We start from the raw sequence: 14237 nt of genomic DNA, 5'->3' as shown, positions 1-14237 counted from the left end.
CTTCCAATTGTTTATAGGTACTCACGAAGGATCGCCTCCTTCCATAATCGCCATGTATGCTGATATATCACGGATGGGCGGTTTAATATCCAATAGATAAGATGATTCACCATGTAAGGGTTGAATATCTTTTGATTCCTTATAGGTTCAAGTGGTGTGGGAAAGACACATTTAGCTACTTCTATTGGTATAGCGGCAGCTAAGAAGAGAACAAGCACGTATTTCATTAAGTGTAACGATTTGATACTAAACTTAAAGAAAGCACAACTTGAAAATAGATTGGAAACAAGATTGAAGCATTATTCAAAGTATAAATTACTCATCATCGATGAGATAGGGTATTTACCAATTGATGAAGCTGATGCCAAACTATTTTTTCAATTAATCGATATGCGATATGAGAGAAAAAGCACTATATTTACAACAAACTCTAACTTTAAATCATGGAGTGAAATATTTCAAGATCCTAAAATAGCTAACGCTATTTTAGATAGAGTATTACATCATGCGTCAGTAATAAATATAGTAGGTGAATCTTATCGTTTAAAAAACCACATTCAAAAGGATGACAAGTCTGAGTCCAGTAATCGATTTTAACCAGCAAGATTATTTTCAACTCTTTGAACTAAACTGTACATTCTTAGACAATCGAAAGTGTACATACTTATCTTGACATTTATAAGTGTTTTTTATAAAGGCTTTGGCAATCATGTACGCCTTCAGGAAAATTAAGAATGTGACAAAAGTGGTACCAGTTAATAGAGTAACGAAAATAATATTCGTTGTTCCATTCAATACCTGATTGACCTACCTTTAGTTCGATCGATAACCAACCATTTTCGTCGACTTCAGTAAGATCGACAACGCTATTCTTGATACTCCTCCAATTTACGAGCAATCTTGGTTGCACCTCCAGCCATGGGATCAATTAAGTATCGCATTTCCTCTTGTTGTGAGTGAGTTGTCAGTGGCGCTTTTAATTTATGTATGACCATACATAAATTAAATACCAATACCTACATTATTAGTTTTCCATAAATAAATAGGCTACCTGACATCCGTAAAATACGGTGCCTTGGCAGCCCATTAAAGTGTTAGATATGTACCTCATATCGCTAGGTCAAGTCTAACCAATACTATGTATTTTAGAGTCTTTTTTCATTTTTCTGCTTTAAAAATGTTTGTAATACTGCCGAGACCCTCAATTGAAATAGTAACTTCATCACCGTCTTTGAGCCAAGATCTATTGTCTTCTAGATCACCCATAATAACACCCTCAGGAGTACCTGTAATAATAATGTCTCCTGGCTCCAAAGTAATGTATTTTGATATATAGCTGATGATCTCTTTACAACTAAAAATCATATCTGCAGTATTCGAATCTTGCCTCATTTCTCCATTTAATGTACAAGTAATTCTTAAATTATCCGGATCATTTACATACTTCTTAGGTACCAGATAAGGACCTACCGGTAAATATCCATCACTCGTTTTTCCGAGCATCCATTGTGAAGAACGAAGCTGTAAATCACGGGCTGAGACATCATTAGCTGTAAAATAACCAAATACATGATCAAATGCTTCATCTTCAGTTATATCTTTGGTTTGCTTTCCAATAACTATTCCTAGCTCAGCCTCGTAATCAAGTTCATGTGTATATTTAGAAATCGTTATTTCTTCTTTGTGTCCGGCAAGAGAATTATTAAATTTATTAAATAAAATTGGATGTTCCGGTATAGGCATATTAGACTCAATTGCATGCTTCCTATAATTTAGTCCCACACATATAATCTTTCCAGGTTCATTCACACACGGAGCATATTCAATAGCAGCTTCATCTACAAAAACCATTTTGTCATTATTTCTATTAATTTCATCAACTATTCTAGTAAGATTCTCTTCACTAGAAGAAATTATTTCATGCATTGTATTTGGAATATCATTAATCTCAATCTTACTTAAGGTTTTGGCTAAATCAATAATACCATCATTAACTTTTAATCCTAATTTTAAAGCACCGTTTATTCTATAGTTTAATAGTTTCAAAAAAAATTCCCCTCCGCTTTACTATGTTTAGATTTTCTTTATAATTTGGATTATTAACATATATAATCGTAAAAGAAAGATCAATTAACTCTCAGTTATATCTTAAGGGATATTCCCAACATCGATTATTTTATATACAGAATTTAAAAGATTTTCATGTTTAAACTGATAAACATTATGCTATGCATATTATACTGATAAGACCTTATCATTTTTTCTATGGATGACAAAAAAAGGTTCAGTCCTTCAAGTAAAACATCATTAGCTATGCTTCTAAGCATAAGACTTATCGGATTAAATGAGATTAATTAATTAGTTTCCGTGAATAAATAGAATAGGAGTTTACATCACGTTAAATTTGATTCCCCTCCTCCCGTCTTGTAACTTCACATATTAACTTACTTCCTTCCTAAAAATTATCTCATTAGTAAATTCGGTAAAAATAAAACTAATTCAGGAAATAGTACAAGTATTATAAGTGCAATAATCATAGCTAGTAAAAATGGAACTAGTCCCTTTGATGCTTCTACTAATCCAACTTTTGCTATCCCAGCGGATATAAATACATTTAGTCCTACTGGAGGAGTAGCCATTCCAATTGCTAGTGCAATAACCGTAATTAATCCTAAGTGAATCATGTCGATCCCAGCTACTTGTGCAATTGGAATTAGGACAGGCGTAATAATAATTAGTGCAGCACTTGTATCCAAGAAAGTTCCTGCGATTAAAAATATAACAACTATTATTAATAAAACAATCGTTGGATTTGTAGATATATTTCCTAGGAATGCAGCTAGGTCTTGAGGTAACCTCTGACTTGTTATTACCCAAGCAAATACGTTTGCATTTGCCACTAGGAACATAATCATTGAAGATGTTAATGCAGAATCATAGAGAATTTTGGGCAAATCTGTTATTTTTAGCTTCCTATAATAAAAGAATCCTAATAATAGCCCATATACTACTGCTATAACTGCTGATTCAGTCGGTGTAACAATCCCTAGCATTATTCCTCCCAAGATTATTACAGGCATTAATAAGGCAGGAAAGGAACTTATAAATGATTTAATAATATTTACGAATGAAGTCTTTTCCTCAGTAGGATAACCTCGTTTTTTTGCAATAATATATGCGGCAATCATTAATGAAATTCCTATTAATATTCCTGGAATAACCCCACCCAAAAACAACTGACCTACCGAAGCACCCGAAACAATACTAAACAAGATCATAACTATACTTGGTGGGATAATTATACCTATTGCTCCTGCTGTTGCTTGGATCCCAGTAGCATAACTTTTGCTAAAACCGCGTCTTATCATTTCAGGAATAGTTATCTTTCCCATAGCAGCTGTATCCGCTGCTGCCGAACCTGAAATTCCTGCAAAGAACATGGAACCTACCACAGTTATTAGTCCCAATCCCCCCTTTATATGTCCAACCAATGCATAAGCAAATTCAATTAACTTCTCTGAAATACCTCCGCGTTCCATTATTGAACCAGCCAGAATAAAGAAAGGAATTGCAATTAACGTAAATGAATCAGTCCCGGTAAACATTCTTTGGGGTATAACTATTAAAGGTACATTATGAACAATTAATAGTGTAACTGTAGAGGCTATCCCCAGTGCAAATGCTATTGGTACATGTATGACAAAAAGGATTAGTAAAATGAGAATCATTATTAAGGATATCAAACCTTCTCCTCTCCATTCCGTTTAAACATGTTTTCTAAAACAAACAACAAAGAAAATATTGAACCAATTGGAATCGCTGCGTAGAATATGCCAATTGGTAAGCTTAAACTAGGAGATTTTTGAGCCCAGTTGCCAACACTTAATTTAATTCCAAAATATATTAACACTAATAAAAATATAATCACAATGAAACTTACAATGTGTTCTAATACTTTTTTTGATACACCAGTTAAACGTTCTGCTAATATATCTACCCCTATATGAATATGTCCCCGAACACCAACACTTGCAGCTAAAAAAGTTAAGTAAATAAAGAGGTATCGAGTAACCTCTTCTGACCATCCCAGAGGATTGTGAAATATGTATCTAGATAGTATTTGAAAAGCAACTACTATAGTCATAATCGCTAGGAATGTTACTATAACTACTTTCAAAGTTTTTTCAATAAAGTCCAAATTTCTCACTTCCTTTAGTTATATTTATCAGAAGGAGGTTAATCTCAATAAATGTAACTTATCTCATATCAATTATTTCTTGTACAATACGTTTACCTTCTTCTGCATCACCACCACCAATATCATCATAGAACTGTGGATAAACTTCTTTTTGCATTATTTCAAAAAAATCTTCCAAGAAATTATTACTTGGTTCATTTACTTCCATGCCCTGTTTTTCTAAATCTTTTATAACTTTGACATTTTCCGTCTCATAGTAATTATTTTTAAATTCTTCCGCTTTCTTAGTACCATCTATAAATACTTTTTGAACCTCTTCGGGAAAAGTCTGCCATAAATCTTCGTTAATAAAGATATGTCTTGGAAAGAAAGAGTGACCTGTTAAAGTTAAATAATCTTGAACCTCAGCAAATTTAAAATCATTTATTAATATTGCCGGGTTTTCCTGAGCATCAATAATACCTTGTTCCAAAGAAGAGTAAAGATCACCGATTGGAATTGGAGTAGGTGATACTCCTGGTATCGCTTCATAAGTTGCACGAATTAAAGGACTCTCTTGAACACGCATTTTAATTCCCGACAGATCTGCAATATCATAAATTGGATGTTTATTATTTGTAATATTTCTAAATCCGCCATCAGTAACCGCTAGTAATCTGAGATTTTTCTCCAAGGTTTTTTCTGCAAGGTATTCTCTTACAATATCACTGTCTGCCACACTATGAACATGATCGAGATCAGTGTATAAACCTGGTAAATCATAAAATAAGGCTTCTGGAACAAAGTTTCCCAATGGAGAATTTGTCACCAACGTCATATCTACAGTTCCTAATGTAACTCCTTCAATTAAATCACGTTCATTTCCTAATTGACTTGCTCCATAGTTTTCAATTTTATATAACCCATTCGTTTGTTCTTCAACATATTCACTTAGTAAATCCACAGTTTGATGCAATATATCACCTGCTGCACCACCATGGCCTAATTTTATTGTAACTACATCCCCATCATTACTTGTCTCCGCTGTACCCGTTGTACTGTCTTCACCTGTTGTTTCTGAGTCGTTACCGCCACATCCGGAAACTATTAATCCCAAAATAATTATTGAAACTATATGTATAAACTTCCTCATAGTTTACCCTCCATTTCGTTTTAGTTAAATATAGTGAAATTTGTCTAATTTAGGCAAGCCTACCTTACAGCTTGCCTAATATATTAACTTCTTATCCTTCTATATACACTTTAAAAATAACACCTTATATCAACTTGTACATTTCATGTTCAAATAATGTCAATAGGTATACATTAATTCTGTAACGCAATAATCATTTCAACTTCAATAGGTGTATTTAAAGGCATTGATGTAACTCCTGTAGCTGTTCTAGCGTGAATTCCCTTTTCGCCAAAAACTTCTTTAAGGAAATCGGATGCTCCATTTAAAACTATATGTTGATCAGTAAAGCCCGTAGCACATGCAACAAAACCATTTACCTTTAATATACGATCAATTTTATCCAAAGTCCCAATCTCTTCTTTTAGAGCTGCAAGAGAATTTATAATACATAACCTTGCCAATTCTTGTCCTTGTTCAATGGTTACAGTATCTCCTAATTTTCCTGTGTAAGGTAAATCTCCAAAAGTACTGTTGACAAATGGCATAGACCCACTGATATATGCTCGATTTTCATGAACAAGTGCACCAACAAATGCAAACTCTCCTGGAAGTTTCCAAGGTTTGGGAAGCTTATATCCCAGTTCTTCCATCCTTTTTTCTACTTTACCCATTTTAATCACTCCACAATTTTTTATAACTTAAATATTTAATTACTTTGCATGTTACCAATTTAAACCAACATATTATTTCTTAAAATACTTTTATTGTATTTATTACCGTTTTCTTAATTATATATTTAACCCCCCTTTCAATTAATGTGATATTTTCATAAACGTCTTCCCTCCCTATAATAATAAATAATTACAAATTATTGTTTCTTTTCAGTTAATTTATCATGTGAAATGTTTTCTAAGAGTTTTGCAACTTCATCACATGTCCTACTCAAATGTTCTTTGACAATCTTTTCTGCCATAGGACTATCCTTTTCTTTCACGGCTTTTATAATATCCCGATGATCTTTATTTCCTTTCTGTATTTTTTCCTTCGTATTACCACTTGATACATATAACCTTAAATAACGATCAACATTATTTCTAAGCTGTAAAATCATATTTTCTAATGTCTTATTTCGACTTATTTGATTAAGTCTTTTATGAAACTCTCGATTATAAAGCATAAAGTCGCTAGCGGATGCGTTGTCCATTTTATCAACAAGCCTGTCCAGTTCTTTAAAATCGCAATCCTGGATGTTCTCTATGACATATCTAACTGATAACGCTTCCAATTCACGCCTGATTTCACACAACTGATGGACCTCCTTAGGAGACAATTTTGTCGCCACAGCCTTTTTATGAGGTTCTAAGACCACTAATCCCTCATTTTCTAATTGCAAAAGTGCAGTTCTAATTGGCATTCTACTTACTCCAAGTTTCTCTGCTAAAATTGTGGTTTCTAATGGTTTTCCATCACTATAATATCCATTTAATATCGCTTGTCTCAAAATATTTGTAACCCATTCTTGAGTCGTTTGAATTCTATCATTCTTTTCATCTATTAACTTTGTAAATTCATTGTTATTCACCTATCAATACCACCTTTACTAACCTCTAATTCACACTTAAATAACTGGATAATGGATATTGGATATTGGATATTGGATCCACTTAATTAATTTATATAACAATCTAACAGATAAAAAGACCTATGTCAATAAGAATTCAGAAAATTATTAAATAAATGAATAAAATGGATATTTAATCTATCTCAATAAACTTATACTCTACATTAGTAATTACATATCCAATATAAGTAAATCAAGTTGTTCTAGGTAGCACTTTCATCCAATATTTCCAGTACACTTTTTCAGGGCACCGCGCGCTAACTTTGAATTAAAAAAATTTCAACTAAAAGTAATAATGAAATGATTCAGTTCGTTAAGAAACTAAAGTAAGAAGATAAAAGATAAGTTGGAATAAAATGATCAAAAAGGAATTTTTAATCCTGTTCTTTTTAACTGAACGCTCTTATGTGTGTCTCACTAAATTACTATTCACTGAACTTTTTAATAGAACTAATCTTCTGTTTTTCCCTCTTGAGAAGATGACCGTAAATATCTCTGTCGCATGGTCCCTAGAGACTAAAAAATTAAAATGGAATCCCCTAGCACAACTTCCACGAGCACGGCTGCAATCTCCTTGTTGCTTACAGGTCTACTTTCAATTAAATTCCCCCGTTATTCCTGCTAAAGTTAGATTTCTTCAACTACAATACCCACATACGTAGTTACTCAGGCAAAGAAAAGACGTTTCGATTTAAACCATTAAAATTCCGATTCAAAAACCACGCTCCTTTTTCTAGGAACGTGGTTTTGATTATCGTTTCCGATTTCTGCTAATTGTCATCATTAAGTTGAAACGTTTTTGTTTACTCTACGCTTACATGATGAACGGTTTTTCCTGGTGAGTAAATGTCCATTATGTTCCAGTGTCCATCTGTTGGTACAGGATTGTTAACCATTGGAACATCAAGCACAACCGGCTTGTTCATTTGAATTGCTTTTTCAAGTACTGGCTTAAATTCATCTGCGGCGTTAATCTTAATTCCTTCTACACCGTATGCTTTCGCAATTGCAGCAAAGTCAGGTGACTTTTCAAAAACAGTTCCATATGTTGTATCAAAATGTGCTTTTTCAAGTCCTGCAATTGTACCAAAGGATGAGTTGTTCATAATAATCCAAATGACAGGGATATTTTCTTCTGCAGCCGTCGCGAGTAGTGCTGGGTTTTGACCGAAGCCACCGTCGCCTACGAGTGAAATAACTACATTTCCATCTGCTGCAAGTTTAGCCCCAAGTGCTGCTGGTGCACCGAAGCCCATCGTTGCAAATCCACCTGGCGTCAAAATACTACCTGCTTTATATATCGGGAATTGCTGCCCTACTCCATTTTTATTCCAACCGACATCTGTAGTAATATATGCATCTTTAGGGATTACAGCTTCTACATCTGCTAAAATCCGTTGTGGCATGAGTGGGAAGCTATTATCCTGACGTATTTTTTCATTGCTTGCTTTAAATTCCTTTTTGTAAGTTGCTATTTCCTGTTTAATTTCATTATTTACTTTTCCTTCCGGATAAAGCTCCTTAGCAACACGATTTAATACGGTTAGTGCTTGTTTTAAATCTGCCACAACTCCGATTTCGACGGGATAATTACGTCCAATTTCCTCTGCACTTATATCAATTTGAATTAGTTTTGTTTTTGGAATGTCAAACGTATATTCAGGCTCCCAGGAACTGCTGTCTGCTTCGGCAAACTGTGTACCTAGTGCAAATATCGTATCTGCTGTTCGGGTTTTCTCATTAATGAATTTCGTCCCCCAAAACCCTGTCATTCCAAGCGTTAGATCGTTATCGTCTGCCATAACACCTTTCCCCATTAATGAATGGGCAACCGGAATATCAAAATGTTCTACAAACGTTCGTAATTCCTCCGCAGCATCTGCTAAAATAACACCGCCACCTGCATAAACTACTGGTTTTTCAGCGTTCACTAGCTTTTCGATGATTTCCTTTGCTGTCACATCATCAATTGATGGCTTTGTAAGTGTACGCGTATGGTGCATAGCTCGGTCAAATAATGATGCTTCGATTTCTTTTGAAAATATATCCATCGGAACATCTACCAATACAGGACCTGGTCTACCTGATTCAGCAAGCTGAAATGCTTTTTCCATTATTTCAGGAAGTAAATCTGGGCGGTCTACCCGCCATGCACGTTTCACGAACGGGCGGTAAATTTCATATTGGGAAGCGTCTGCATGTAAATTCACCTCTTGGTGTGGGTGTTTCCCGTAATAATGACTTGGAATATCTCCAGCAATTACAACCATCGGTATGGAGTCTAATGCTGCATTCGCAACTCCTGTAGCTGCATTCGTAAGACCCGGACCTAAATGACTTAGAACAACCGCCGCTTTTTTAGTCACACGTGCATAGCCATCCGCCATGTGGGCTGCAATTTGTTCATGCCGTACGTTAATAAACGTTATCGAGCTATTTTCTAACTGGGACAGAAAGGCAATATTTGTATGGCCACAAAGTCCGAATATATGCTGAACGTCGCGATCTTCCAGGTATTCAACCAACAATTTTGACACTGATTCTTTTGACATTTCCTTACCTCCTGAAAGTATAATTTACGAATAAACCAATTAATCCATGCGAAGGACAACCATTTTAGTCTCCGTCATCTCCTGAATTGCATAACGCGGCCCTTCTCTACCGATCCCGCTATTTTTCACTCCGCCATACGGCCAATGATCGAGACGGAAATTAGATGTGCCGTTAATAACTACGCCTCCTACTTCCATTTCATTTGCCACTTGATATGCAAGGTCGATTTTATTTGTAAAGATTCCAACTTGTAACCCAAATGGCGAGTTATCGGCTTCCGTTATTGCTTCTTCTAGCGTCACATAAGGAATAATACTAACGATTGGACCAAATACTTCTTCACAAACTACTTTTGCGTGCTTTGGCGGGTTTTTAAGCACAGTAGGTACGACAGAAGCCCCATGTTGTTCACCACCATGCAAAATCTCTGCTCCCGCTCTAACCGCTTCATCGATCCAGTTCATAATACGATTCGCTGCGTTTTCATCAACCAATGTTCCTACATCTGTGTTCAAATCGAGTGGATCCCCGCATTTAAGCTGTGATACCTCGCTCACGAGCTTCTCGGTAAATGTATCGATAATTTTTTCATGAACATAAATCCGTTGCACGGATATGCAACTTTGTCCTGTATTACTGAAACCAGTTTTTGCACACATCGCTGCAGCTTTATCTACATTGGCATCTTCGTGTACGATTGTTGCCGCATTACCACCTAATTCATATAGTTGTTTTTTAATTCCAGCAATTTGTGCTATGTTACGACTTGCAACAATTCCCCCGGTAAACGAAATAAGGTTCACACGGTCGTCACGCACGATCTGCTGACCAACCTCTACACCGCCAAGCACCATGTGGATTGCCTTTTTTGGAAGTCCAACTTCAAGAAGCAACTCCAATAAAGCGGTTGCAATTAACGTCGTCTGTGGCGCTGGCTTTAATATCGTTACATTTCCTCCGCCAAATGCTGGTCCCACTTTGTGACAAACGAGATTTAATGGGGCGTTAAAAGGCGTTACTGCAGCAACTACACCGACAGGAACACGATATGTATTTGCAATTGCATTTACCCCTCGTTCGGAAACATCGCCAGGCAAGGTTTCGCCATGAAGACGTTTCGCTTCTTCAGCAGAAAGCTCCAACGTTTCAACCGAGCGATCCACCTCTCCTAACGTATCTTTTAAAGGTTTTCCTAGCTCACTGGACAACAATTGAGCAAATTCCTCTTTTCTTTCCTCTAATCGTTTTGCTGCTCTTTTTAATATGTTAGCACGCTCGTGCGTCGGAATTGCTTTAATCTCTTTTTTAGCAGCATGGGCAGATGCGAGCGCGTATTCCACGTCTTCTTTGCTGGTTGCGTATTGTTCTCCTATTTTCTCCTTTGAAAAGGGATTGATAACAGTAGCTTTTTCACGTTCTGCATGTACCCATTCTCCATTTATAAAAGAACTTGCTCTTTTCATTTTTATCACCCTTATCTAAAAGTCGTTGGATCGATCTACTTTTTGAGCTGCAAGGTGTAATGTTTCTATCCTCTTATGGTATAATGCTTTATTAGATCGATCTAAAACTTATATATAATATTACTATAAATTCGGTTAATTGACAATACAAAATATATTTAACCGCTTTAAAAATAACGTTACGAGCTTTAATTATGTAACCGATGCTTCAGGGGGAATAGCATGATTCGCATTTTTTTATATCCAATCGTTATCATACTGTACATTTTAGCAAACATATTTACCATACCTTCTCTGCCTTATATGGTTGGCATATTCGCAAATATTGCTATCGTTGTCTCGTTATTTTATGCGAACGGTTTGTACTTTTATTCTGGGGTTTTCTTTTACATAAGCGGACTCATTTTGTTTTTCTATCACGGCCTTACTTGGCAAGATTTCTTATTACAATTTGATACAATGCTTGGTATTTTAGCATTATTTCTTTTGTTGCCTTTTCTTAATTCTTTAATTCTAGTCGGTCGTTATGATCAGCATTTGCGCTCGCTATTGCAATATAAAGTAGATCATGCTGGTGATTTGTATCAGCGGGGAGCAATTGTCACTCATATTTTAGGGCTCTTCCTCAATATCGCAACCATTCCATTGCTTTTAAAGGCTATGCAATCGGCTTTAAAAAGCTATAGTAAGAGCTTCACAGATGTGTTTTATGCCAAAAGTCTTTTAAGAGGATATGCTTTATGTCTTATGTGGAGTCCAATGGAAATTCTCATCATTCAAACCATCGATATTACTGGACAAAACTATTTATTTGTCCTCCCATTTTTATTGCTATTTTGCACCGTCATTTTATGTGTCGATACCGTACGTGCAAAAAGAAAGTATACGCATTTGCACGTAAATATTGAACATAAAACCATATCGCTTCGAGAAATATTTTCAAAAATAAGCGAGCTTACGATATTGCTTACCCTTTTAGTAAGTGCAGTAACAGCTTTAAATCATTTTTTACACCAAGGATACTTGTTTTCACTCGTTTTACTAATCATTCCCATTTCATTTGTATGGGCTATGCGAATTCATAAAGTAAAACGGTATGTGATTCATAGTTTTTCCCATTGGAAAGAAAGAACAAAAGGACTTGCAAACTATTTTTTTATGTTTTTAAGTGCGGGGTTTTTCGTCAATATGATTTCGGATACGTTAATATTGGATATCGTACAACGTTTTATTTTAGGGCACGCGGATCAAACGATTCTGTTGTTTTTCTTAATTTCGGCTTTTTTCCTAATCACAGGATATATCGGTTTTCATCCGTTAGTTTCGATCGTCCTTTTAGGAGAAACCTTACGTCCATTTATACAAGAGATTACAAGTATACCACTCGCCATCGTACTAATAATTTGTAGTTTAAGCACAGTGATGTTCAGCCCGTTTAATCTATCCATTTCAATTCTAGCAAGTGAATTAAAAACTAATATCTTTCGTGTCGGTATTCGGAACCTCCCATTTTCAATTGTAATTATGCTAAGCTCCATTGCGTTTGCATCGCTTATTCATTTCGTAACGGGCTTTATAAAATAATTACTGACTTGACCATTAGCTAAAGCTGGAAGCCGAAGTGTCATTTGCTTACATCTACCTTCCTTTTATGAGGAATTCTTCTATGATTAACATAGCATCAATAGCCGTGGACTTATGCGAAGACTCCTGTGGGAAAAGCAACAGCCGAAAATCCATTGAAGAAGTTTGAAAAAACTTCTTCAATTAGTTGAGGCGTTGCCCACGGAAAGCGAAGTATATATCTACTGCGGTCGGTAGGAATCAATACTAAAATTAACGAATACAAAGAGAGGTTTTTTAACTTCTTAAAATAACACCCACAAATACGTGACTCAATCCCCGCCCTTTAACTTTAAGACATGCTGCGTGTTTTTTTGTTATACTAAAAGCATCGGAAAACATAAATACAATAGTGGACGATTAATATCGTACGTTACTTTTATGGAGGAGAAATGGATGAAAAACACACAACGACGCGTCACATTAAAAGATGTAGCAGATCATGCAGGTGTTTCCCGTGCAACAGCCTCTTTAATCGTTCGCAACAGTCCTAAGGTTGCTGAAAAAACAAGAAAAAAAGTACTCAAATCCATGGAAGAACTTGGCTACGTCTATGACCGGGTAGCGGCAAATTTGCGATCACAAAGTTCAAAAACAATCGGCATTATTATTACAGATATCGGAAACACATTCTTCTCTCAATTTTTGCGAGGCGTACATAAAGAATTAGAAAAATATAACTACACAATTATTTTAGGAACAACCTTCGATTCACTTACCGAACAAAACCGGCTGTTATCCACAATGCTAGAAAACCGTGTTGGCGGTATTTTGTTATGCCCTGTTTCTTCCAGCTCGGAAGAAACCGTTAAAAAAATAAACCAACTACAGCTTCCAATAGTTGTAAGTGTACGTGAATTAGCTAATTTAAAAAGCGATTACGTTGGGTTGGATTATCGCCAAGGCGCTTATATGGCAGTAAAATATTTGATTGAGAAAAAACAGCATAAACGGATCGCCTTTATTGGCGGGGTAACGAACTCCTCTACGTGGGAAGAAAGAATGGATGGATATAAAAAAGCTTACGAAGAGGCAAATCTGCACTTAGATCAAGCGATTATTATGGGCAGTTCACCGACGCGAGAAGGTGGACTTGAAGCGGTTGAAAAAGTAATGCAAGCAGCAAACCCACCAGAGGCAATCTTCTGTTTTAGCGACTTAGTTGCCTTTGGAGCGATTATTGGGCTACGGAAAATGGGGTATACACCAGGAAAGGATATTGATATCGTTGGCTTTGACAACATACCAGAAGCGCTTATTACCTTTCCATCCTTAACGACCATTTCTTCCTTTGCTCAAACTACTGGGACAACGGCAGCTCGACTTTTACATGAAAGAATGAATGAACCTACCCTTGACAGACAACGCGTCATTATTGATCCTAAGTTAATTCAAAGGGAATCTTCGTAAACAATCCCACCATAGCCAAAGGATCTTTAGAGCTGATAGGTAATCTGCCCTTAATAAGATACAGATTGCAGAAACAGAAAGAGACTGGGACTGAACTATTTAAACTAATAAGAAACCGAACAATTAGATTTAAAGGATAACCTCGTTCTGAAGATACTTCGCTTCCGTAGGCGGCTGATGCGTCTCCGCCTGCTGGAAACTACGTAAATTTCCGAGCCTATTTTAGCTCATTGCTCAAAACTTTTAACTTAGCAA

10 protein-coding genes and 1 pseudogene are annotated in these 14237 nt (G+C 35.9%); 3 read left to right on the top strand and 8 right to left on the bottom strand.

The window, feature by feature from the left end:
* Positions 1-141 precede the first annotated feature (141 nt).
* A pseudogene (locus tag ACLIBH_RS00570) lies at positions 142-597 on the top strand (ATP-binding protein); the annotation flags it as partial.
* Between the two features lie 561 nt (positions 598-1158).
* Here ACLIBH_RS00570 and ACLIBH_RS00565 read toward each other — a convergent pair.
* From ACLIBH_RS00565 to ACLIBH_RS00530, 8 genes are all read right to left on the bottom strand, one after another.
* Complete coding sequence (locus tag ACLIBH_RS00565) at positions 1159-2046, bottom strand: fumarylacetoacetate hydrolase family protein (RefSeq protein ID WP_439314729.1); 888 nt, start codon at positions 2044-2046, stop codon at positions 1159-1161.
* Between the two features lie 416 nt (positions 2047-2462).
* Complete coding sequence (locus ACLIBH_RS00560) at positions 2463-3743, bottom strand: TRAP transporter large permease (protein ID WP_439314728.1); 1281 nt, start codon at positions 3741-3743, stop codon at positions 2463-2465.
* Positions 3740-4198, bottom strand: a complete 459-nt coding sequence (locus ACLIBH_RS00555) for a TRAP transporter small permease (protein WP_439314727.1) — start codon at positions 4196-4198, stop codon at positions 3740-3742. The genes ACLIBH_RS00560 and ACLIBH_RS00555 overlap by 4 nt, the downstream gene beginning before the upstream one ends.
* 58 nt (positions 4199-4256) lie before the next feature.
* Positions 4257-5330, bottom strand: coding sequence for a TRAP transporter substrate-binding protein DctP (gene dctP / locus ACLIBH_RS00550; RefSeq protein WP_439314726.1), 1074 nt, complete (start codon positions 5328-5330; stop codon positions 4257-4259).
* Positions 5331-5503: 173 nt separating this feature from the next.
* Complete coding sequence (locus tag ACLIBH_RS00545; protein WP_439314725.1) at positions 5504-5983, bottom strand: RidA family protein; 480 nt, start codon at positions 5981-5983, stop codon at positions 5504-5506.
* 197 nt (positions 5984-6180) lie between these two features.
* Entirely contained in the window at positions 6181-6894 is a 714-nt protein-coding gene (locus tag ACLIBH_RS00540; RefSeq protein WP_439314724.1) for a GntR family transcriptional regulator, read from the bottom strand.
* Between the two features lie 842 nt (positions 6895-7736).
* Entirely contained in the window at positions 7737-9485 is a 1749-nt protein-coding gene (locus tag ACLIBH_RS00535) for a thiamine pyrophosphate-binding protein (protein WP_439314723.1), read from the bottom strand.
* 39 nt (positions 9486-9524) lie between these two features.
* Positions 9525-10949 carry an aldehyde dehydrogenase family protein gene (locus ACLIBH_RS00530; protein ID WP_439314722.1) on the bottom strand — a complete coding sequence of 475 codons (1425 nt, stop codon included), beginning with the start codon at positions 10947-10949 and terminating at the stop codon, positions 9525-9527.
* A 222-nt stretch (positions 10950-11171) separates the two neighbouring features.
* Between ACLIBH_RS00530 and ACLIBH_RS00525 the strand changes: the two genes are divergently transcribed.
* Together ACLIBH_RS00525 and ACLIBH_RS00520 are read left to right on the top strand one after the other, a co-directional pair.
* Complete coding sequence (locus tag ACLIBH_RS00525) at positions 11172-12533, top strand: hypothetical protein (RefSeq protein WP_439314721.1); 1362 nt, start codon at positions 11172-11174, stop codon at positions 12531-12533.
* A 435-nt stretch (positions 12534-12968) separates the two neighbouring features.
* Positions 12969-13982: a LacI family DNA-binding transcriptional regulator gene (locus ACLIBH_RS00520; RefSeq protein ID WP_439314720.1), complete on the top strand. Its 1014-nt coding sequence runs from the start codon at positions 12969-12971 to the stop codon at positions 13980-13982.
* The last annotated feature ends 255 nt before the right edge of the window (positions 13983-14237 follow it).

The sequence above is a fragment of the Virgibacillus sp. W0430 genome (assembly GCF_051846935.1).
Taxonomy (GTDB): Bacteria; Bacillota; Bacilli; order Bacillales; family Amphibacillaceae; genus JBPYCR01.
This window is presented reverse-complemented; position numbering and strand designations above follow the sequence as displayed.

Excerpts from the sequence above, each read along its gene's own strand:
- dctP (WP_439314726.1), bottom strand. The coding sequence starts at position 5,330 with ATGAGGAAGTTTATACATATAGTTTCAATAATTATTTTGGGATTAATA.
- ACLIBH_RS00545 (WP_439314725.1), bottom strand. The coding sequence starts at position 5,983 with ATGGGTAAAGTAGAAAAAAGGATGGAAGAACTGGGATATAAGCTTCCC.
- ACLIBH_RS00535 (WP_439314723.1), bottom strand. The coding sequence starts at position 9,485 with ATGTCAAAAGAATCAGTGTCAAAATTGTTGGTTGAATACCTGGAAGAT.
- ACLIBH_RS00530 (WP_439314722.1), bottom strand. The coding sequence starts at position 10,949 with ATGAAAAGAGCAAGTTCTTTTATAAATGGAGAATGGGTACATGCAGAA.
- ACLIBH_RS00525 (WP_439314721.1), top strand. The coding sequence starts at position 11,172 with ATGATTCGCATTTTTTTATATCCAATCGTTATCATACTGTACATTTTA.
- ACLIBH_RS00520 (WP_439314720.1), top strand. The coding sequence starts at position 12,969 with ATGAAAAACACACAACGACGCGTCACATTAAAAGATGTAGCAGATCAT.